Raw genomic sequence first — 21,672 nt, 5'->3', positions numbered from 1 at the left:
ATTAATTATGGATAATGCCAGAGGCCGTAAGCCATGAAGAAAACATTAGTGCTTTATTCAAGCCGAGATGGACAGACAAAAGCTATCGCCTCTTATATAGCCTCAACCTTATCTGAAACGATGATGTGTGATGTGCAAGATTTGGCAATCTCGATGGATATCGATCTTGCGAACTATCAGGCGGTCGTGATTGGTGCCTCGGTTCGCTACGGGCATTTTCAACGTGCGCTATATCAGTTCACCAAAATGAATGCTGTACAGTTAAATGCAATGCCGAGCGCATTCTTTGCTGTAAACCTCACTGCTCGTAAACTTGAGAAGAGAACACCACAGACTAATGCGTATACGCGTAAGTTCTTACTGGCTACTCCTTGGCAGCCAAAACAGTGTTCGGTGTTTGCAGGCGCGCTGCGTTACCCACGATATGGTTGGTTAGATAAGGTCATGATCAAACTTATTATGAAAATGACCGGTGGGGAAACAGATACGACTAAAGAAGTTGAATATACGGATTGGCAGGATGTAGGGCGCTTTGCACAGGAATTTGTCCGTTTAACCAGCAGTACGGTGCGATAATCATCACAAAACACAACTTTTGTTGATAAATTACGCGGTCAGTAATTATTTTCAAATAAACACTTGTCAGCCGTTCAGAAGTCCCTATAATGCGCCACCACTGACCGGGAACAACGACGCAAACGTCGCTCGGTGAGGAAGAGAAAAGCATCGCAGTAATGCGAATTTCTGAAAAGAAAAAAGCTTGACTCTTCAGGAGGAAAGCGTAATATGCACCTCCCGAGTTGCTGGAACGAATGTTCGCAATTCGCTGCTCTTTAACAATTTATCAGACAATCTGTGTGGGCACTCACAAGACAATATCTAACGTCCTCGGACGATAAAATATTAAAGTCTTGAAGAGTGACCAAGCAGTAATTCATTTAGTTGAATTATTACGAAAGTTAATTTTCGAGCATCGCTTAACTTGTTTAAGCAAATCAAGCTTTTAATTGAAGAGTTTGATCATGGCTCAGATTGAACGCTGGCGGCAGGCCTAACACATGCAAGTCGAGCGGTAGCACAAGAGAGCTTGCTCTCTGGGTGACGAGCGGCGGACGGGTGAGTAATGTCTGGGAAACTGCCTGATGGAGGGGGATAACTACTGGAAACGGTAGCTAATACCGCATGACGTCTTCGGACCAAAGTGGGGGACCTTCGGGCCTCACGCCATCAGATGTGCCCAGATGGGATTAGCTAGTAGGTGGGGTAATGGCTCACCTAGGCGACGATCTCTAGCTGGTCTGAGAGGATGACCAGCCACACTGGAACTGAGACACGGTCCAGACTCCTACGGGAGGCAGCAGTGGGGAATATTGCACAATGGGCGCAAGCCTGATGCAGCCATGCCGCGTGTATGAAGAAGGCCTTCGGGTTGTAAAGTACTTTCAGCGAGGAGGAAGGCATTGTGGTTAATAACCGCAGTGATTGACGTTACTCGCAGAAGAAGCACCGGCTAACTCCGTGCCAGCAGCCGCGGTAATACGGAGGGTGCAAGCGTTAATCGGAATTACTGGGCGTAAAGCGCACGCAGGCGGTTGATTAAGTCAGATGTGAAATCCCCGAGCTTAACTTGGGAACTGCATTTGAAACTGGTCAGCTAGAGTCTTGTAGAGGGGGGTAGAATTCCAGGTGTAGCGGTGAAATGCGTAGAGATCTGGAGGAATACCGGTGGCGAAGGCGGCCCCCTGGACAAAGACTGACGCTCAGGTGCGAAAGCGTGGGGAGCAAACAGGATTAGATACCCTGGTAGTCCACGCTGTAAACGATGTCGACTTGGAGGTTGTGCCCTTGAGGCGTGGCTTCCGGAGCTAACGCGTTAAGTCGACCGCCTGGGGAGTACGGCCGCAAGGTTAAAACTCAAATGAATTGACGGGGGCCCGCACAAGCGGTGGAGCATGTGGTTTAATTCGATGCAACGCGAAGAACCTTACCTACTCTTGACATCCAGAGAATTTAGCAGAGATGCTTTAGTGCCTTCGGGAACTCTGAGACAGGTGCTGCATGGCTGTCGTCAGCTCGTGTTGTGAAATGTTGGGTTAAGTCCCGCAACGAGCGCAACCCTTATCCTTTGTTGCCAGCACGTAATGGTGGGAACTCAAAGGAGACTGCCGGTGATAAACCGGAGGAAGGTGGGGATGACGTCAAGTCATCATGGCCCTTACGAGTAGGGCTACACACGTGCTACAATGGCATATACAAAGAGAAGCGAACTCGCGAGAGCAAGCGGACCTCATAAAGTATGTCGTAGTCCGGATTGGAGTCTGCAACTCGACTCCATGAAGTCGGAATCGCTAGTAATCGTAGATCAGAATGCTACGGTGAATACGTTCCCGGGCCTTGTACACACCGCCCGTCACACCATGGGAGTGGGTTGCAAAAGAAGTAGGTAGCTTAACCTTCGGGAGGGCGCTTACCACTTTGTGATTCATGACTGGGGTGAAGTCGTAACAAGGTAACCGTAGGGGAACCTGCGGTTGGATCACCTCCTTACCTAAAGATAGCGTTAAGTGCAGTGTCCACACAGATTGTCTGATGAAATTAATGAGCAAGAGCACCTGTTGATGTTGTGAGTTTTAAGACTCATGCTGATACGAAACGAGAAAGTGAAAGCTTTGTCGGTATTTTCGTGTCCCCATCGTCTAGAGGCCTAGGACACTGCCCTTTCACGGCTGTAACAGGGGTTCGAATCCCCTTGGGGACGCCATTCCGATAATGAGTGAAAGACATTATCACCCGTTCTGATGAACGAAAAATCTTAAAGATGATTCTAACGAGTCGTGTTTAAGATATTGCTCTTTAACAATCTGGAACAAGCTGAAATTTGAAAGCTTAAGCAACTGTGAGAATGACTTCGGTCAAACACTGACACAGTTAGCATTAAGCAGTCTCTCAATTTTTTGCAATCTTGAATGCTGTCTTGAACCGGTTCGTAACCGTGTTCATTAAGAGACACCTTCGGGTTGTGAGGTTAAGTGACTAAGCGTACACGGTGGATGCCTAGGCAGTCAGAGGCGATGAAGGACGTGCTAATCTGCGATAAGCGTCGGTAAGCTGATATGAAGCGTTATAGCCGACGATTTCCGAATGGGGAAACCCAGTGCAATTCGTTGCACTATCGTTAAGTGAATACATAGCTTAACGAAGTGAACCAGGGGAACTGAAACATCTAAGTACCCTGAGGAAAAGAAATCAACCGAGATTCCCCTAGTAGCGGCGAGCGAACGGGGAACAGCCCAGAACCTTAATCAGCGTATGTGTCAGAGGAACGGTCTGGAAAGTCCGGCGATACAGGGTGATAGCCCCGTACTTGAAAATGCATATGTTGTGAGTTCGATGAGTAGGGCGGGACACGTGACATCCTGTCTGAATATGGGGGGACCATCCTCCAAGGCTAAATACTCCTGACTGACCGATAGTGAACCAGTACCGTGAGGGAAAGGCGAAAAGAACCCCGGCGAGGGGAGTGAAATAGAACCTGAAACCGTGTACGTACAAGCAGTGGGAGCCTCTTTTATGGGGTGACTGCGTACCTTTTGTATAATGGGTCAGCGACTTATATTTTGTAGCAAGGTTAACCGAATAGGGGAGCCGTAGGGAAACCGAGTCTTAACTGGGCGTCAAGTTGCAAGGTATAGACCCGAAACCCGGTGATCTAGCCATGGGCAGGTTGAAGGTTGGGTAACACTAACTGGAGGACCGAACCGACTAATGTTGAAAAATTAGCGGATGACTTGTGGCTGGGGGTGAAAGGCCAATCAAACCGGGAGATAGCTGGTTCTCCCCGAAAGCTATTTAGGTAGCGCCTCGTGAACTCATCTTCGGGGGTAGAGCACTGTTTCGACTAGGGGGTCATCCTGACTTACCAACTCGATGCAAACTACGAATACCGAAGAATGTTATCACGGGAGACACACGGCGGGTGCTAACGTCCGTCGTGAAGAGGGAAACAACCCAGACCGCCAGCTAAGGTCCCAAAGTCATAGTTAAGTGGGAAACGATGTGGGAAGGCATAGACAGCCAGGATGTTGGCTTAGAAGCAGCCATCATTTAAAGAAAGCGTAATAGCTCACTGGTCGAGTCGGCCTGCGCGGAAGATGTAACGGGGCTAAACTATGCACCGAAGCTGCGGCAGCGACACTTAGGTGTTGTTGGGTAGGGGAGCGTTCTGTAAGCCGTTGAAGGTGGCCTGTGAGGGTTGCTGGAGGTATCAGAAGTGCGAATGCTGACATAAGTAACGATAAAGCGGGTGAAAAACCCGCTCGCCGGAAGACCAAGGGTTCCTGTCCAACGTTAATCGGGGCAGGGTGAGTCGACCCCTAAGGCGAGGCCGAAAGGCGTAGTCGATGGGAAACAGGTTAATATTCCTGTACTCGGTGTTACTGCGAAGGGGGGACGGAGAAGGCTAGGCTATCCGGGCGACGGTTGTCCCGGTTTAAGCGTGTAGGGGGAAAGCGTTGGTAAATCCGCGCTTTTATTAACCCTGAGGCGTGATGACGAGTCACTACGGTGATGAAGTAGTTGATGCCAAGCTTCCAGGAAAAGCCTCTAAGCTCTAGGTAACATTGAATCGTACCCCAAACCGACACAGGTGGTCAGGTAGAGAATACCAAGGCGCTTGAGAGAACTCGGGTGAAGGAACTAGGCAAAATGGTGCCGTAACTTCGGGAGAAGGCACGCTGGCGCGTAGGTGAAGTCCCTTGCGGATGGAGCTGAAGCCAGTCGAAGATACCAGCTGGCTGCAACTGTTTAATAAAAACACAGCACTGTGCAAACACGAAAGTGGACGTATACGGTGTGACGCCTGCCCGGTGCTGGAAGGTTAATTGATGGGGTCAGCCGCAAGGCGAAGCTCTTGATCGAAGCCCCAGTAAACGGCGGCCGTAACTATAACGGTCCTAAGGTAGCGAAATTCCTTGTCGGGTAAGTTCCGACCTGCACGAATGGCGTAATGATGGCCAGGCTGTCTCCACCCGAGACTCAGTGAAATTGAACTCGCTGTGAAGATGCAGTGTACCCGCGGCAAGACGGAAAGACCCCGTGAACCTTTACTATAGCTTGACACTGAACATTGAGCCTTGATGTGTAGGATAGGTGGGAGGCTTTGAAGTGTGGACGCCAGTCTGCATGGAGCCAACCTTGAAATACCACCCTTTAATGTTTGATGTTCTAACTCCGGTCCCTAATCGGGATTGAGGACAGTGTCTGGTGGGTAGTTTGACTGGGGCGGTCTCCTCCTAAAGAGTAACGGAGGAGCACGAAGGTTAGCTAATCACGGTCGGACATCGTGAGGTTAGTGCAATGGCATAAGCTAGCTTGACTGCGAGAGTGACGGCTCGAGCAGGTACGAAAGTAGGTCATAGTGATCCGGTGGTTCTGAATGGAAGGGCCATCGCTCAACGGATAAAAGGTACTCCGGGGATAACAGGCTGATACCGCCCAAGAGTTCATATCGACGGCGGTGTTTGGCACCTCGATGTCGGCTCATCACATCCTGGGGCTGAAGTAGGTCCCAAGGGTATGGCTGTTCGCCATTTAAAGTGGTACGCGAGCTGGGTTTAGAACGTCGTGAGACAGTTCGGTCCCTATCTGCCGTGGGCGTTGGAAGATTGAGAGGGGCTGCTCCTAGTACGAGAGGACCGGAGTGGACGCATCACTGGTGTTCGGGTTGTCATGCCAATGGCATTGCCCGGTAGCTAAATGCGGAAAAGATAAGCGCTGAAAGCATCTAAGCGCGAAACTTGCCTCGAGATGAGTCTTCCCTGAGACCTTGAGTCTCCTAAAGGAACGTTTAAGACTAAGACGTTGATAGGCTGGGTGTGTAAGCGTAGCGATACGTTGAGCTAACCAGTACTAATGATCCGTGAGGCTTAACCTTACAACACCCAAGGTGTTTTAAGACGCAGAGACGCGAAACTCAAAGAGTAGGCTTGTTGAACAGATTGGATTGACTGGTGAGCTGTAGAGATACGGAGCACGGGTTAATTAACAGAATATGCCTGGCGGCGATAGCGCGGTGGTCCCACCTGACCCCATGCCGAACTCAGAAGTGAAACGCCGTAGCGCCGATGGTAGTGTGGGGTCTCCCCATGCGAGAGTAGGGAACTGCCAGGCTTTAATTAAAACGAATAGGCCATCCGAAAGGATGGCCTTTTTGTTTTGTGTAAATTTTGTCGGTAAGCGTCTCGATAGAGTAGGACAACATCGTCGGGAACGATGTTGAACAACGCGTAGCGTTGGCCCGAAGGGCGCTGGGCAGGAAGCCCAGCGTAAACTGCCAGGCTTTAATTAAAGTAAAGAACCTCAGTCGAAAGGCTGGGGTTTTTTGTTATGGGGAATTTGAAAAGAATAAATGTCTAGTCATTATTGATATTAATTATCAATTGCATTGACATATTTCCTGCTCTATCTAGAATGCGAATCTCTTATTTCCGCTTGGATGCGCATTATGAAAAACATTTCTCTGGTTATTCTTTCCTCTATTTTGTCTTTTACTAGCTATTGTTCAGCAGCAAAAGAGCCTACAAAGGCCGTAATCGCTCATGTAACTGCATCGACAGCAGATACATTGAGCATTACACACGCTGCCGGCGTTACTCAGATCCATAAAAACCCACAACGAGTCATTCTGTTTGATTTTGGTACCTATGATTCACTGGAAAAACTAGGGCTCGCAAGCCACGTTGTTGGTCTGCCAAAATCAATACCTAGCTATATAAAAGGCAAGGTATCCCCTTCAATTGCTGACGTCGGGGGAATGAAAGATCCTGATTTAAATGCGATTACATTGCTGCAGCCTGATTTAATTATTATCACAGGCCGTCAGGGCAATGCATATGCTGCGCTTTCCGCCGTCGCACCAACGATCAGTTTAGCTACCGATCAGAATACATATTTCGCATCTGTGAAGAAAAATGCTGAATTATTAGGCCAGATCTTTAATAAAAAAGATGACGTTGCTCGTTATATCGAGGCTTTATCTCAACAAATCGCGTCCATAAAGTCTGATAAAGCGCCGGAGAATCTTACGGCTCTAACGTTGATACATAACAATGGCAATTTTGGTGTGACTCATCAGCCTATTGTTTTTGATGTATTAGGGATGAAACAGGCGAAGGTTGCTCTAGCAAAGTCAGAGGATAGCAATAAGAAGCGTGTACCTTTAACAACGCATGATATCGCTCAGGCAGAACCGGATATCATTTTCATTGTTGACCGCAGTGCGGCTATCGGAGCGACGCCTTTGGATAAAGCAAAATTTGAAGATGACAACCTGCGTTCGACCCCAGCCTTTAAAAATGGAAAGATCGTCTATCTGACGCCCGATCTTTGGTATTTATCGGGAGCAGGCTTAGAGAGCAGCGCTGCACAACTCACCGAGGTAGCAAACGCGCTTTAGCAATAAGTTGCTACGAACGGCGGTAGGAGATATTACCGCCATTTTTATTCTCTTCTGGTTACACATCTATTTATCCAAAAATTTGAAGAAAGGATCGGTTAGACTAAGCATAGTTTAGTCAGGATGAGATCCTTGTTTCATGTCTAATAGCCCTACATCGCTTACCAAATTCACTACATTTGGAATCAACGCCAAAGCCAAAGATATTATTGTTGCGACATCACCGGATTCTTTAGCGGAATTCTGGCGCCTAGCAGTTGATCGACATGATCCTGTATTGATCTTAGGCGAAGGTAGTAACGTATTATTTTTAGAAGACTTTTCTGGAACCATACTACTTAATCGTATTAAAGGTATCTCTATTACTGAAGATAGTGATAGCTGGCGACTGCATGTGGGGGCGGGAGAGAATTGGCATGAACTGGTGAAGTATTCACTTGAGCATGGCATGTCTGGGCTTGAAAACCTTGCGTTGATTCCTGGATGTGCGGGCTCTGCGCCTATTCAAAATATTGGTGCTTATGGGATCGAATTCCAAAGAGTTTGTGACTATGTCGATGTATTGAATTTACGCACCAATGAACTCTTCCGCTTAACTGCCGATGAATGCCATTTTGGCTACCGGGAAAGTATTTTCAAGCATAACTACCGTGATGGTTATGCGATTACCGCTGTTGGTTTACGTTTAGAGAAGCTATGGCAGCCGGTATTGAACTATGGTGACTTAACACAGCTGCCCCGTGAAACGGTAACACCGAAGCAGGTCTTTGATTCAGTTTGTCATATGCGTAAGACCAAACTGCCAGATCCCCATGAAACGGGCAACGCCGGTAGTTTCTTTAAAAACCCAGTAGTGACGGCAGCCGTTGCGGCGCAGATTAAAACGCTATTCCCTGATGCCCCTATGTACCCACAAGCATCGGGTGATATGAAGCTCGCTGCGGGTTGGCTTATCGACCGCTGTGACCTTAAGGGGTTTCAGGTTGGCGGAGCCGCAGTGCATCAGAAACAGGCATTGGTTTTAATTAATAAAGATCATGCTACGAGTGCTGACGTTGCTATGTTGGCGCAAGCTGTACGCAACAGGGTTGCAGAGAAATTTGGTGTGTGGCTAGAACCTGAGGTTCGTTTTATATCTGCTACTGGTGAAGTTAACGCGGTTGAGGTTTTGTCATGAAAGATATCAGCGTGCCCCTACGTTTAATCAACATTCTCTCCGATGGTGAGTTTCATTCAGGTGAATACTTGGGTGAGCTGATGGGAATGAGCCGAGCGGGCGTCAATAAGCATATCCAGACAATCCGTGATTGGGGCATCGATGTTTTTACGGTTCCAGGGAAAGGCTATAGCCTGCCATCACCGATGCAGCTGCTTGATGAGCAAGAGATTACAAAACAGCTACCCGAAGGTGGCGTAACGGTGCTCCCTGTAGTTGACTCCACTAACCAGTATCTACTCGATCGTATACACGAACTGCGCTCTGGTGATGCATGTGTAGCTGAATATCAGCAAGCGGGTCGTGGTCGTCGTGGCCGGCACTGGTTTTCACCTTTTGGTGCCAATCTATACCTCTCTATGTTCTGGCGTTTAGAGCAAGGGCCAGCGGCGGCGATGGGCCTAAGTTTGGTGATTGGGATTGTGATGGCCGAAGTGTTGCGCGAGCTTGGTGCTCCAGATGTGAAAGTGAAGTGGCCCAACGATCTTTACCTCAACGATAAGAAATTAGCGGGTATTCTCGTCGAATTGACGGGAAAAACCGGTGATGCTGCCAATATTGTTATTGGTGCTGGAATCAATTTATCTATGCGCTCTCCAGATACTTCGATCGTTAATCAACAGTGGATTAATCTTCAGGAAGCTGGCGTTAAAATCAATCGTAATGAGTTAGTTGCTCGGTTATTGAAGCGACTGCGAGATACGTTGATTGATTTTGAAACACGTGGTTTGGCTCCTTTTGTTGAACGCTGGCGTGAGCTTGATAATTTTATCGACCGTCCGGTTAATTTACTGATTGGTGAGCAAAAAATTTACGGGATCGCTCGCGGTATCGATGCTCAAGGGGCGCTGCTGCTAGACCGAGAAGGTGAAGTGACGCCGTTCATCGGCGGTGAAATTTCACTGCGCGGCGCATAACAAAAAGGGCATCAAAAATGATGCCCTATTCCAGCAAGTCTCAGCGGGTTATTTACGCAAACGCACGCTTTCAACGGCGTGGTTTCCATCCTTAGTCATGATCAGACTTGCGCGTTCACGCGTAGGAAGGATGTTTTGTGTTAAGTTCAACCCGTTGATCTCTTTCCATAAATTTGTCGCTATTTCAACAGCTTCTGATTCTGGTAGCTGAGAGTAGTGGTGGAAGTATGAGTCCGGGTTAGAAAATGCACCTTGGCGGAATTTCAAGAATCGATTGATATACCAGCCTTGGAGTAAATCCTCCGGCGCATCGACATAAATTGAGAAATCTACAAAGTCAGACACGAAAACACGATGTGGATCGTGTGGGTAATCCATGCCGCTTTGCAGAACATTCAATCCTTCCAGAATAAGAATATCTGGCTGCTCAATGACTTTGCAGCTGTCAGGAATAATGTCGTAGATCAGGTGAGAATATTGCGGAGCTGTCACTCGCGGAGCGCCGGATTTAATCTCAGAAACAAAGCGCACGAGATTTTGAATATCGTAAGATTGCGGAAATCCTTTTTTCTTCATCAAACCGCGTTCTTGTAGCACTTTATTTGGGTGCAGGAAGCCATCGGTTGTCAGTAGCTCAACTTTACGATGTTCTGGCCAGCGGCTCAATAGAGCCTGTAATACACGAGCCGTGGTGCTTTTCCCAACAGCTACGCTACCTGCAATTCCAATGATGTAAGGAATGCGAGGGCCGTTAGTGCCTAAAAACTGTTCGAGGACAGCTTGGCGACGAACGTTTGAGCTGAAATAGAAATTAAGTAGGCGAGAAAGCGGCAGATAGATTTGAGCAACTTCTTCTAACGAAAGATCTTCGTTAATACCCTTTAGATTAGCAATTTGTTCTTCCGTTAACGTTAATGGAACGGAGTTACGCAGTGCAGCCCATTGTTGGCGACTAAACTGTAGATACGGTGTCGCCAAAGATTGATCTTTCTTCATATGCCCAATTCTGCCTGTTAGCGCGGGTCGGGAACGGCGACAGACGCCAACTCCAGATGGATAACGAGCTGCACATTATAATCAGCTTCGTTATTGTCGTAGTGTTTTTTTTTAAAACTTTGACTCAATCTACGTAATGGTTGTAATGCAATCAAGAGATGAGGGGAATGTAAGAAAGGAAAAATGCGGTGGCTAAAAATAAATGTGCCACCGCTAGGAGAACTCAGCTGGCTTTTGCTGGTTGGGCAACGGCGAAGAGGCGTTTGTAGTAGATCGCGGTAGGGTGATATTGGCCGTCAGGCGTGCAGGCGTAGTCTGGGATTTCACCCATGCATCGATAACCTTCCGTTCGATAGAAAGCTTCTGCCGCCGATCCTGCCTGAGTATCCAAATAGAGTAAGCCTCGATGCGCCTGCATAGCTGATTTCTCAAGCGTGACTATCAGCTGGTGCGCAACCCCTAAGCGACGTGCGCTGCTGTGAACCATGAGTTTTTGAATTTCCGCCCGATTGCGGCCATTGGGCTTTTGGCAAAGAGAAAGCTGGACTGTCCCAATTACACGGTGCTCATCGCGGGCTATCCATAATAACAACTCTCCCTTGGCAATCAGGGGCCGCAGGCTATGGAAGTAGCATTCGGCATCGTAATGATCAATCTGTGTGTCATATCCCAAAGAGGCTCCGGTAGCGACAGCATCCGTCAAAAGCAGAGCAAGCTCGCTGCGGTATACTGGCAAGGTGGCATCGTTAAGCAGCACAATCTTCATCGGTGATTCCTCCAGTCGGGTCATGACTTGGTATAAGCAAAGAGCAGGCCAAGATGCAGAACTGCTTATTACGCAGGGGAGTCAACACTAATAAGTGTAGCTTTTGCTTTGTATTGGTGCAGAAGCCATAAAATGAGTGCATCAGAAAGTGTGATTGTGGTCATAAATATTTATTTTTGATTACGCCACAGTGGCTGTGAAACACGTGATTCTGACTGATGTGAGGCAACCTGTGAGGCGTACAAACTTGCTATTTTATGAGCAATTAAACGGTCTAAAAGACGTTTTTGACTGTTTTCTGACCGAAGGTGCGCAAAATTGAATTTTTTTGTTGCATAGAGCACGATCACTACCTAGAATGCGACCCACTTGATGCCGGCTTAGCTCAGTTGGTAGAGCAACTGACTTGTAATCAGTAGGTCACCAGTTCGATTCCGGTAGCCGGCACCATCAAGTAAAAGCAACACCAAAGTGGTGGGGTTCCCGAGCGGCCAAAGGGAGCAGACTGTAAATCTGCCGTCTCAGACTTCGAAGGTTCGAATCCTTCCCCCACCACCATTTATTCGCCTTAGAGATAGGGCCTGAGGTGTGGTTTAATCCTACATCTCAAAATGTACCAGTGAGGATCTCACTTCATTGATACAAAACTCTACAGAACAATCAGGTAGCCGAGTTCTAGGATGCGGGCATCGTATAATGGCTATTACCTCAGCCTTCCAAGCTGATGATGCGGGTTCGATTCCCGCTGCCCGCTCCAAGTATTGCTGATATGGCTCAGTTGGTAGAGCGCACCCTTGGTAAGGGTGAGGTCCCCAGTTCGACTCTGGGTATCAGCACCACTTCTTTTCTCCTCCTCTGATTTCATTCTGTAAAATATTCAGCTAGTGCATACAAATCATTTGCTTGGTTGATGTGGTGATATCACCGATTTATCCGTGTCTTAGAGGGACAATCGATGTCTAAAGAAAAGTTTGAACGTACAAAACCGCACGTTAACGTCGGTACTATCGGCCACGTTGACCATGGTAAAACAACGCTGACCGCTGCAATCACTACCGTTCTGGCTAAAACCTACGGTGGTTCTGCACGTGCATTCGACCAGATCGATAACGCGCCAGAAGAAAAAGCTCGTGGTATCACCATCAACACTTCTCACGTTGAATACGACACCCCGACTCGCCACTACGCACACGTAGACTGCCCAGGCCACGCCGACTATGTTAAAAACATGATCACCGGTGCTGCGCAGATGGACGGCGCGATCCTGGTTGTTGCTGCGACTGACGGCCCTATGCCTCAGACTCGTGAGCACATCCTGCTGGGTCGTCAGGTTGGCGTTCCTTACATCATCGTATTCCTGAACAAATGCGACATGGTTGATGATGAAGAGCTGCTGGAACTGGTAGAAATGGAAGTTCGTGAACTTCTGTCTCAGTACGACTTCCCAGGCGATGATACTCCAATCATCCGTGGTTCTGCTCTGAAAGCGCTGGAAGGTGCACCAGAGTGGGAAGCTAAGATCGTAGAACTGGCTGAAACTCTGGATTCTTACATTCCACAGCCAGAACGTGCTATCGACAAGCCATTCCTGCTGCCAATCGAAGACGTATTCTCAATCTCTGGCCGTGGTACTGTTGTTACCGGTCGTGTAGAGCGCGGTATCGTTAAAGTTGGTGAAGAAGTTGAGATCGTTGGTATCAAAGATACCGTTAAATCAACTTGTACCGGCGTTGAAATGTTCCGTAAACTGCTGGACGAAGGTCGTGCAGGCGAGAACGTTGGTGTTCTGCTGCGTGGTATCAAGCGTGAAGATATCGAACGTGGTCAGGTTCTGGCTAAGCCAGGCACCATCAAGCCACACACCAAGTTCGAATCAGAAGTTTATATTCTGAGCAAAGATGAAGGCGGCCGTCATACTCCGTTCTTCAAAGGCTACCGTCCACAGTTCTACTTCCGTACAACTGACGTGACCGGTACCATCGAACTGCCAGAAGGCGTGGAAATGGTAATGCCAGGTGATAACATTCAAATGACTGTTAACCTGATCCACCCAATCGCAATGGATGATGGTCTGCGTTTCGCAATCCGCGAAGGTGGCCGTACCGTTGGTGCAGGTGTTGTTGCTAAAGTCATCGAATAAGATTTGACGCGACACGCGATAAAAGGGCATCATTTGATGCCCTTTTTCTACGCTAGTGATACTAGAACCTATCTCATCAGTAGTTTTAGCGTCATAATTACAGGTGAGATGGGCTCTGATAGTACGGCGTATCGTGCCGAATAGCGGATCATTTATCTGATCTTGCTCTTTCTTTGAAGAGGTAACCGCGCTAATCGCGTTTGTTTCTTGTAAGATACCCATTCGGTTTGGTTTGCCTCGCGTTGCGGGGCGAAGTTGTTTTTCACAATCTAGTGACAGGTTGGTTTATGAGTGCGAATACCGATGCTCAAGGGAGCGGGCGCGGCCTACAAGCGCTGAAATGGCTGGTTGTCGCCGTGCTGCTGATCGTGGCCATCGTAGGTAACTTCCTTTACCGTGATGTGAGTCTGCCACTGCGCGCGATGGCTGTAGTCGTTATTATCGCAATTGCTGGTGCCGTAGCATTATTGACAACTCAAGGTAAGGCTACCGTGGCATTTGCCCGTGAAGCGCGTACCGAAATGCGCAAGGTCATCTGGCCAACGCGTCAGGAAACGTTGCACACAACATTGATCGTGGCTGCGGTCACCGCCGTCATGTCACTGATTCTGTGGGGGCTGGATGGTATTCTGGTCCGTTTAGTTTCGTTTATTACTGGCCTGAGGTTCTAAGATGTCTGAAGCCCCTAAAAAGCGTTGGTACGTCGTTCAGGCGTTTTCCGGTTTTGAAGGCCGTGTAGCTCAATCGCTGCGCGAGCACATTAAACTGCACAACATGGAAGAGTTGTTCGGTGAAGTCATGGTTCCGACAGAAGAAGTTGTCGAAATCCGTGGCGGGCAACGTCGCAAAAGCGAACGTAAATTTTTCCCTGGTTACGTGTTAGTTCAGATGGTGATGGAAGATGCCAGCTGGCACTTAGTGCGTAGCGTGCCGCGTGTGATGGGCTTCATCGGCGGAACTTCTGATCGTCCAGCTCCAATCAGTGACAAAGAAGTTGATGCTATCATGAACCGTCTGCAGCAGGTTGGTGATAAGCCTCGTCCGAAAACTCTGTTCGAGCCAGGCGAAATGGTCCGCGTCAGCGATGGTCCATTTGCCGACTTTAACGGCGTGGTTGAAGAAGTTGACTACGAAAAAAGCCGCCTGAAAGTTTCTGTTTCTATCTTTGGTCGTGCGACCCCAGTAGAGCTAGACTTTAGCCAGGTAGAAAAAGGCTGATAAAAAATTAAGCGATCGCTATGATTGCTGATTGCCAGAGGCGCGAAATTGAACTACAATTTCGCGCCTTTTGTTTTTATGCGCACCACATTTTTGGATGTATCGCGTGTAAACGTTTTGCAAATAACGGGGAGCCTTTTTGAGGCGTTATCACCCAATCGAGGATATTTACCATGGCCAAGAAAGTACAAGCCTACGTTAAGCTGCAAGTTGCAGCCGGTATGGCAAACCCAAGTCCGCCAGTTGGTCCAGCTCTGGGTCAGCAAGGCGTTAACATCATGGAATTCTGTAAGGCGTTCAATGCTAAGACTGACAGCATTGAAAAAGGTCTGCCGATCCCTGTTGTTATTACCGTTTATTCTGACCGTTCTTTCACCTTCGTTACCAAAACTCCTCCAGCAGCAGTACTGCTGAAGAAAGCAGCTGGTATCAAGTCTGGTTCTGGCAAGCCGAACAAAGACAAAGTAGGTAAAGTAACGAGTGCTCAGGTTCGTGAAATCGCAGAAACCAAAGCTGCGGACATGACTGGTTCTGACGTTGAAGCGATGATTCGCTCCATCGAAGGTACTGCTCGTTCCATGGGCCTGGTAGTGGAGGACTAAGAAATGGCTAAGCTGACCAAGCGCATGCGCGTGATCCGTGACAAAGTTGATGTTACTAAACAATATGACATCACCGAAGCCGTTGCTCTGTTAAAAGAGCTGGCCACTGCTAAATTCGTTGAAAGCGTTGACGTTGCTGTCAACCTTGGCATCGATGCTCGTAAATCTGACCAAAACGTACGTGGTGCTACCGTTCTGCCACACGGCACCGGTCGTTCAGTACGCGTTGCTGTATTTGCTCAGGGTGCGAACGCTGAAGCTGCTAAAGCTGCAGGCGCAGAACTGGTAGGTATGGAAGATCTGGCTGACCAGATCAAAAAAGGCGAAATGAACTTCGACGTTGTTATCGCATCTCCAGATGCAATGCGCGTTGTTGGCCAGTTAGGCCAGGTTCTGGGTCCACGTGGCCTGATGCCAAACCCTAAAGTTGGTACTGTAACTCCTAACGTTGCTGAAGCAGTTAAGAATGCTAAAGCAGGTCAGGTTCGTTATCGTAACGACAAAAACGGCATCATTCACAGCACCATCGGCAAAGTTGATTTCGACTCTAACCAGTTGAAAGAAAACTTGGAAGCTCTGCTGGTTGCTCTGAAGAAAGCTAAGCCTGCGACTGCTAAAGGCGTTTTCATCAAGAAAATCAGCCTGTCCACCACCATGGGTGCTGGCGTAGCAATCGAACAGGGTAGCCTGACCGCAGTAGCTAACTAATTCTCTCAGAGAATAGCTAATTGCGTTTTCGCTTTACGCGGGCGCGAGATTTGTATAAAATCTGACGCCCGCGCATTCTTTAATGAATATAAAGCGAACGAATTTTCGGTTGGAGTCTGGCCTTATCCAGACCTCCGTCCAAGACCGCAGGTGCATCGAAAGATGCTTAATCGTCCTGCGTAGACGGTGACAGAACCTAAAAAATCTTTTGATTACTGGATTCTGCTCACCGTATTTAACGCCTAGACCGTTTTCGGTTTTAGGTGATGTGAGTTCCGGGGAATCCTCCCCGGCCAAAATCCAGGAGCTAAAGCTAATGGCATTAAATCTTCAAGACAAACAAGCGATTGTTGCTGAAGTCATCGAAGTAGCCAAAGGCGCGCACTCTGCTGTTATTGCTGACTCTCGTGGCGTAACAGTAGATAAGATGACTGAACTGCGTAAAGCAGGTCGTGAAGCTGGCGTTTACATGCGTGTTGTTCGCAACACCTTGATGCGTCGCATCGTTGAAGGCACTCCTTTCGAATGCCTGAAAGACACGTTTGTTGGTCCAACCTTAGTTGCATTTTCTATGGAACACCCGGGCGCAGCTGCTCGTCTGTTCAAAGATTTCGCGAAAGCGAATGCAAAATTTGAGGTTAAAGCTGCAGCCTTTGAAGGTGAGTTGATTCCAGCGGCTCAGATCGACCGCCTGGCAACTCTGCCAACTTACGAAGAAGCAATCGCACGCCTGATGGCAGCCATGAAAGAAGCCTCTGCAGGCAAATTGGTTCGCACTCTCGCTGCTCTGCGCGATCAGAAAGAAGCTGCTTAATCAGCCTTTCTTTTCTAACGCGTTTGCTTACGTATAATCTATTTCTGAATTTTAGGAACAATTTTTATGTCTATCTCTAAAGACGATATCTTGAATGCAGTTTCCGAAATGTCTGTAATGGACGTTGTTGAACTGATCTCCATGATGGAAGAGAAGTTCGGTGTTTCTGCTGCTGCAGCTGTAGCTGTTGCTGCGGGTCCAGCTGAAGCTGCTGAAGAAAAAACTGAATTTGACGTTATTCTGAAAGCTGTTGGCGCTAACAAAGTTGCAGTAATCAAAGCTGTACGTGGCGCAACTGGTCTGGGCTTGAAAGAAGCTAAAGACCTGGTTGAATCTGCACCAGCTGCACTGAAAGAAGGCGTTAGCAAAGACGACGCTGAAGCTCTGAAAAAATCTCTGGAAGAAGCTGGCGCTGAAGTTGAAGTTAAATAAGCCAATTCTTTTGGTAGCAGCCTAAGCAATTAGGCTGATGGCTGGTGACTTTTTGGTCACCAGCCTTTTTGCGCTGTAAAGGATACTCGTGGTATTTCACACTGTTTGGCCACTAGTATTCCCTCAATACTTGTTTCTATCTTCGACTTAATATATTGCGACTTTCCACTTTGGGAGTTCCGAAGTAAAGCGTAACGAAATGGTTTAAGAGTGATAGAAACAAGTATTGCGAAAGGTGTTTCTGCCTTTCGGTCACAAAATGGTGTTGCATGAACTGTCCTACTAGGACGGACAGAGTGGGTCACTGATCAGCGAGCTGAGGAACCCTATGGTTTACTCCTATACCGAGAAAAAACGTATTCGTAAGGATTTTGGTAAGCGTCCACAAGTTTTGGACATACCTTATCTCCTTTCTATCCAGCTTGACTCGTTCCAGAAATTTATCGAGCAAGATCCGGAAGGGCAACACGGCCTGGAAGCAGCATTCCGTTCCGTATTCCCAATCCAGAGTTACAGTGGTAATTCCGAGCTGCAGTATGTCAGCTATCGTCTCGGTGAGCCGGTATTCGATGTTAAAGAATGCCAGATCCGTGGCGTAACTTACTCCGCTCCGCTGCGCGTTAAACTGCGTCTGGTAATTTACGAGCGTGAGGCGCCGGAAGGCACCGTTAAAGACATCAAAGAACAAGAAGTCTACATGGGTGAAATTCCACTCATGACTGATAACGGTACTTTCGTTATCAACGGTACTGAGCGCGTAATCGTATCTCAGTTACACCGTAGCCCAGGCGTGTTCTTTGACAGCGATAAGGGTAAAACCCATTCATCGGGTAAAGTGCTGTATAACGCACGTATCATCCCTTACCGTGGTTCATGGTTAGATTTCGAATTCGATCCGAAAGACAACCTCTTTGTGCGTATTGACCGTCGCCGTAAATTGCCTGCGACCATTATTCTGCGTGCATTGAACTTTACGACTGAACAGATCCTTGACCTGTTCTTCGACAAAGTTGTCTTCGAGATTCGTGACAATAAACTGCAGATGGAGCTGGTTCCAGAACGTCTGCGTGGCGAAACTGCGTCCTTCGATATCGAAGCTGACGGCAAGGTCTATGTTGAAAAAGGCCGCCGTATTACCGCACGCCACATTCGCCAATTGGAAAAAGACGGCATTACGCTGATCGAAGTTCCAGTTGAGTACATTGCTGGTAAAGTCGTCGCTAAAGATTTCATCGACGAAAATACCGGTGAGCTGATCTGTGCAGCCAACATGGAGCTGTCACTGGATCTGCTGGCTAAGCTGAGCCAAGCGGGTTACAAGCGTATCGAAACGCTGTTCACCAACGACTTGGATCACGGTGCTTATATTTCTGAGACCATTCGCGTCGATCCAACTAGCGACCGCTTAAGCGCGCTGGTTGAAATCTATCGCATGATGCGTCCTGGTGAGCCACCAACACGCGAAGCAGCTGAAAATCTGTTCGAGAACCTGTTCTTCTCCGAAGACCGCTATGATCTATCTGCGGTTGGTCGTATGAAGTTCAACCGTTCTCTGCTGCGTGAAGAGATTGAAGGCTCCGGTATCCTGAGCAAAGACGACATCATTGAAGTGATGCGTAAACTCATCGATATCCGTAACGGTAAAGGCGAAGTGGACGATATCGACCACTTGGGTAACCGCCGTATCCGTTCCGTGGGCGAAATGGCTGAGAACCAGTTCCGTGTAGGTCTGGTACGTGTTGAGCGTGCAGTTAAAGAGCGTCTGTCTTTGGGCGACCTCGATATGCTGATGCCTCGGGACATGATCAACGCCAAGCCAATTTCTGCGGCCGTTAAAGAGTTCTTTGGTTCCAGCCAGCTGTCTCAGTTCATGGACCAAAACAACCCGCTGTCAGAAATTACGCATAAGCGTCGTATCTCCGCGTTGGGCCCAGGTGGTTTGACTCGTGAGCGCGCAGGCTTTGAAGTTCGAGACGTTCATCCGACTCACTACGGTCGTGTATGTCCAATCGAAACGCCTGAAGGTCCAAACATCGGTCTGATCAACTCCCTGTCTGTTTATGCACAGACTAACGAATACGGCTTCTTGGAAACTCCATACCGCCGCGTTCGTGATGGAATTGTAACTGATGAGATTCATTACCTGTCTGCTATCGAAGAAGGCAACTACGTCATCGCTCAGGCGAACTCCAACTTGGACGACGAAGGCCGCTTTGTAGAAGATCTGGTTACTTGCCGTAGCAAAGGCGAATCAAGCTTGTTCAGTCGCGATCAGGTTGACTACATGGACGTTTCCACCCAGCAGGTGGTTTCTGTCGGTGCTTCCCTGATCCCGTTCTTGGAACACGATGACGCCAACCGTGCATTGATGGGTGCGAACATGCAACGTCAGGCCGTTCCAACTCTGCGTGCTGATAAGCCGCTGGTTGGTACCGGTATGGAACGTGCTGTAGCCGTTGACTCCGGTGTTACCGCTGTTGCTAAACGTGGTGGTGTGATCCAGTACGTGGATGCTTCTCGTATCGTTATCAAAGTTAACGAAGATGAGATGTACCCAGGCGAAGCAGGCATTGATATTTACAACCTGACCAAATACACCCGTTCTAACCAGAACACCTGCATCAGCCAGATGCCGTGTGTCAATCTGGGCGAACCAATTGAACGTGGCGACGTGCTGGCTGACGGCCCGTCTACCGATCTGGGTGAATTGGCTCTGGGCCAGAACATGCGCGTGGCATTCATGCCATGGAACGGTTACAACTTCGAAGACTCCATCTTGGTGTCTGAGCGTGTTGTACAGGAAGACCGCTTCACTTCTATCCACATCCAGGAACTGGCTTGTGTGTCTCGTGACACCAAACTGGGGCCTGAAGAGATCACCGCTGACATCCCTAACGTGGGTGAAGCTGCGCTCTCTAAACTGGATGAATCCGGTATCGTTTATATTGGTGCAGAAGTGAAAGGTGGTGACATTCTGGTTGGTAAAGTAACGCCTAAAGGCGAAACTCAGCTGACTCCAGAAGAGAAACTACTGCGCGCTATCTTCGGTGAGAAAGCATCTGATGTTAAAGATTCTTCTCTGCGCGTTCCAAACAGCGTTTCTGGTACCGTTATCGACGTACAGGTCTTTACTCGCGACGGCGTAGAAAAAGACAAACGTGCGCTTGAAATCGAAGAGATGCAGCTGAAGCAGGCTAAGAAAGACCTGACTGAAGAACTGCAGATCTTGGAAGCTGGCTTGTTTGCCCGTATCCATGATGTGCTGGTATCTGGTGGTGTTGAAGCTGAGAAATTGGCTAAGCTGCCACGCGACCGCTGGTTAGAACTGGGTCTGGCTGATGAAGCTAAACAGAACCAGCTCGAGCAGTTGGCTGAGCAGTACGACGAACTGAAATCTGATTTCGAGAAGAAACTGGATGCTAAGCGTCGTAAGATCACTCAGGGCGACGATCTGGCTCCAGGCGTACTGAAAATTGTTAAGGTTTATCTGGCTGTTAAACGTCAGATCCAGCCTGGTGACAAGATGGCAGGCCGCCACGGTAACAAAGGTGTTATCTCTAAGATCAACCCGATCGAAGATATGCCTTACGATGAAAACGGTACTCCTGTAGACATCGTACTGAACCCGCTGGGCGTACCATCACGTATGAACATCGGTCAGATCCTGGAAACCCACTTGGGTATGGCTGCAAAAGGTATTGGTGAGAAAATTAACGCCATGCTGAAGCAGCAGCAGGAAGTGGCCAAGCTGCGTGAGTTCATTCAGAAAGCCTACGATCTGGGCGATAACACGCGTCAGACCGTTGATCTGAACACCTTCACCGATGACGAAGTTATGCGTCTGGCTGAGAACCTGAAAAAAGGTCTGCCAATCGCAACACCAGTCTTCGATGGTGCGAAAGAGAAAGAAATCAAAGAGCTTCTGACATTAGGTGGCATTCCTACCTCTGGTCAGATCACGCTGTTTGATGGCCGTACCGGCGAGCAGTTCGAGCGTCAGGTTACTGTCGGCTACATGTATATGCTGAAACTGAACCACTTGGTTGATGACAAAATGCATGCGCGTTCTACCGGTTCTTACAGCTTGGTTACTCAGCAGCCGCTGGGTGGTAAAGCTCAGTTCGGTGGTCAGCGCTTCGGTGAGATGGAAGTATGGGCACTGGAAGCGTATGGCGCTGCCTACACGCTGCAGGAAATGCTGACCGTCAAGTCCGACGATGTAAACGGCCGTACCAAGATGTACAAAAACATCGTGGATGGCGACCACCGTATGGAACCAGGCATGCCGGAATCCTTCAACGTATTGTTGAAAGAAATCCGCTCGCTCGGTATTAACATTGAGCTGGAAGACGAGTAATTCGTTCATTCGAATTGCAAGTAACACCAGCCGCTAAGCGCCCTGTGAAAGCG

General features: G+C 48.4%; 14 protein-coding genes, 5 tRNA genes and 3 rRNA genes. 20 read left to right on the top strand and 2 right to left on the bottom strand.

Features of this window, described 5'->3' with window-relative positions:
- Window positions 1-33 precede the first annotated feature (33 nt).
- The 8 genes from hemG to birA all read left to right on the top strand — a co-directional run bounded on the left by hemG (window position 34) and on the right by birA (window position 9,586).
- Entirely contained in the window at window positions 34-576 is a 543-nt protein-coding gene (hemG, locus tag DSM2777_RS01850) for a menaquinone-dependent protoporphyrinogen IX dehydrogenase (RefSeq protein WP_061553029.1), read from the top strand.
- Window positions 577-1,004: 428 nt separating this feature from the next.
- Window positions 1,005-2,547 (top strand): 16S ribosomal RNA (locus DSM2777_RS01845).
- 138 nt (window positions 2,548-2,685) lie between these two features.
- Window positions 2,686-2,761: transfer RNA gene (locus tag DSM2777_RS01840), tRNA-Glu, on the top strand.
- Between the two features lie 262 nt (window positions 2,762-3,023).
- Window positions 3,024-5,932: ribosomal RNA gene (locus DSM2777_RS01835) — 23S ribosomal RNA — on the top strand.
- Between the two features lie 120 nt (window positions 5,933-6,052).
- A 5S ribosomal RNA gene (gene rrf, locus DSM2777_RS01830) occupies window positions 6,053-6,168 on the top strand.
- Together the 16S, 23S and 5S rRNA genes with 1 tRNA gene alongside form the textbook arrangement of a ribosomal RNA operon.
- A gap of 334 nt (window positions 6,169-6,502) precedes the next feature.
- Window positions 6,503-7,453 carry a siderophore ABC transporter substrate-binding protein gene (locus tag DSM2777_RS01825; protein WP_061553028.1) on the top strand — a complete coding sequence of 317 codons (951 nt, stop codon included), beginning with the start codon at window positions 6,503-6,505 and terminating at the stop codon, window positions 7,451-7,453.
- Between the two features lie 139 nt (window positions 7,454-7,592).
- A complete protein-coding gene (gene murB / locus DSM2777_RS01820) occupies window positions 7,593-8,630 on the top strand; it encodes a UDP-N-acetylmuramate dehydrogenase (protein WP_061553027.1) in 1,038 nt (345 codons plus the stop codon).
- Window positions 8,627-9,586, top strand: a complete 960-nt coding sequence (gene birA, locus DSM2777_RS01815) for a bifunctional biotin--[acetyl-CoA-carboxylase] ligase/biotin operon repressor BirA (RefSeq protein WP_040047218.1) — start codon at window positions 8,627-8,629, stop codon at window positions 9,584-9,586. The genes murB and birA overlap by 4 nt, the downstream gene beginning before the upstream one ends.
- Before the next feature lie 48 nt (window positions 9,587-9,634).
- On the opposite strand, the gene coaA is transcribed toward birA, so the two are convergent.
- Both coaA and DSM2777_RS01805 read right to left on the bottom strand, forming a co-directional pair.
- Window positions 9,635-10,582, bottom strand: coding sequence for a type I pantothenate kinase (coaA, locus tag DSM2777_RS01810; protein WP_061553026.1), 948 nt, complete (start codon window positions 10,580-10,582; stop codon window positions 9,635-9,637).
- A gap of 223 nt (window positions 10,583-10,805) precedes the next feature.
- Window positions 10,806-11,348: a GNAT family N-acetyltransferase gene (locus tag DSM2777_RS01805; protein WP_061553025.1), complete on the bottom strand. Its 543-nt coding sequence runs from the start codon at window positions 11,346-11,348 to the stop codon at window positions 10,806-10,808.
- A 374-nt stretch (window positions 11,349-11,722) separates the two neighbouring features.
- Between DSM2777_RS01805 and DSM2777_RS01800 the strand changes: the two genes are divergently transcribed.
- The 12 genes from DSM2777_RS01800 (at window position 11,723) to rpoB (ending at window position 21,619) form a co-directional block, all read left to right on the top strand.
- A tRNA-Thr gene (locus DSM2777_RS01800) sits at window positions 11,723-11,798 on the top strand.
- Window positions 11,799-11,821: 23 nt separating this feature from the next.
- A tRNA-Tyr gene (locus tag DSM2777_RS01795) sits at window positions 11,822-11,906 on the top strand.
- 124 nt (window positions 11,907-12,030) lie between these two features.
- Window positions 12,031-12,105: transfer RNA gene (locus DSM2777_RS01790), tRNA-Gly, on the top strand.
- 6 nt (window positions 12,106-12,111) lie between these two features.
- Window positions 12,112-12,187 (top strand) — tRNA-Thr (locus DSM2777_RS01785).
- 116 nt (window positions 12,188-12,303) lie between these two features.
- Window positions 12,304-13,488: an elongation factor Tu gene (gene tuf / locus DSM2777_RS01780; RefSeq protein WP_038501901.1), complete on the top strand. Its 1,185-nt coding sequence runs from the start codon at window positions 12,304-12,306 to the stop codon at window positions 13,486-13,488.
- A gap of 287 nt (window positions 13,489-13,775) precedes the next feature.
- Window positions 13,776-14,159: a preprotein translocase subunit SecE gene (gene secE / locus DSM2777_RS01775; protein ID WP_025802775.1), complete on the top strand. Its 384-nt coding sequence runs from the start codon at window positions 13,776-13,778 to the stop codon at window positions 14,157-14,159.
- 1 nt (window position 14,160) lies between these two features.
- A complete protein-coding gene (nusG, locus tag DSM2777_RS01770) occupies window positions 14,161-14,706 on the top strand; it encodes a transcription termination/antitermination protein NusG (protein ID WP_025802777.1) in 546 nt (181 codons plus the stop codon).
- A 173-nt stretch (window positions 14,707-14,879) separates the two neighbouring features.
- The gene (rplK, locus tag DSM2777_RS01765; protein ID WP_004089458.1) at window positions 14,880-15,308 is read left to right on the top strand and encodes a 50S ribosomal protein L11; all 429 of its coding nucleotides are present in this window, start codon (window positions 14,880-14,882) and stop codon (window positions 15,306-15,308) included.
- A gap of 3 nt (window positions 15,309-15,311) precedes the next feature.
- On the top strand, window positions 15,312-16,016 hold the full coding sequence (gene rplA / locus DSM2777_RS01760; protein ID WP_025802781.1) for a 50S ribosomal protein L1: 705 nt from the start codon (window positions 15,312-15,314) through the stop codon (window positions 16,014-16,016).
- Window positions 16,017-16,332: 316 nt separating this feature from the next.
- Window positions 16,333-16,830 (top strand): 50S ribosomal protein L10, encoded by a 498-nt coding sequence (gene rplJ, locus DSM2777_RS01755; protein ID WP_025802783.1) that lies wholly within the window; start codon window positions 16,333-16,335, stop codon window positions 16,828-16,830.
- A gap of 66 nt (window positions 16,831-16,896) precedes the next feature.
- Window positions 16,897-17,262 (top strand): 50S ribosomal protein L7/L12, encoded by a 366-nt coding sequence (gene rplL / locus DSM2777_RS01750; RefSeq protein WP_046360936.1) that lies wholly within the window; start codon window positions 16,897-16,899, stop codon window positions 17,260-17,262.
- Between the two features lie 328 nt (window positions 17,263-17,590).
- Entirely contained in the window at window positions 17,591-21,619 is a 4,029-nt protein-coding gene (gene rpoB, locus DSM2777_RS01745) for a DNA-directed RNA polymerase subunit beta (RefSeq protein WP_061553024.1), read from the top strand.
- The last annotated feature ends 53 nt before the right edge of the window (window positions 21,620-21,672 follow it).

It is taken from the genome of Obesumbacterium proteus (assembly GCF_001586165.1).
In the GTDB taxonomy this organism is placed as follows: domain Bacteria; phylum Pseudomonadota; class Gammaproteobacteria; order Enterobacterales; family Enterobacteriaceae; genus Hafnia; species Hafnia protea.
Note: the sequence above shows the minus strand (reverse complement) of the source record. Positions and strands in the feature narration are given on the sequence as shown.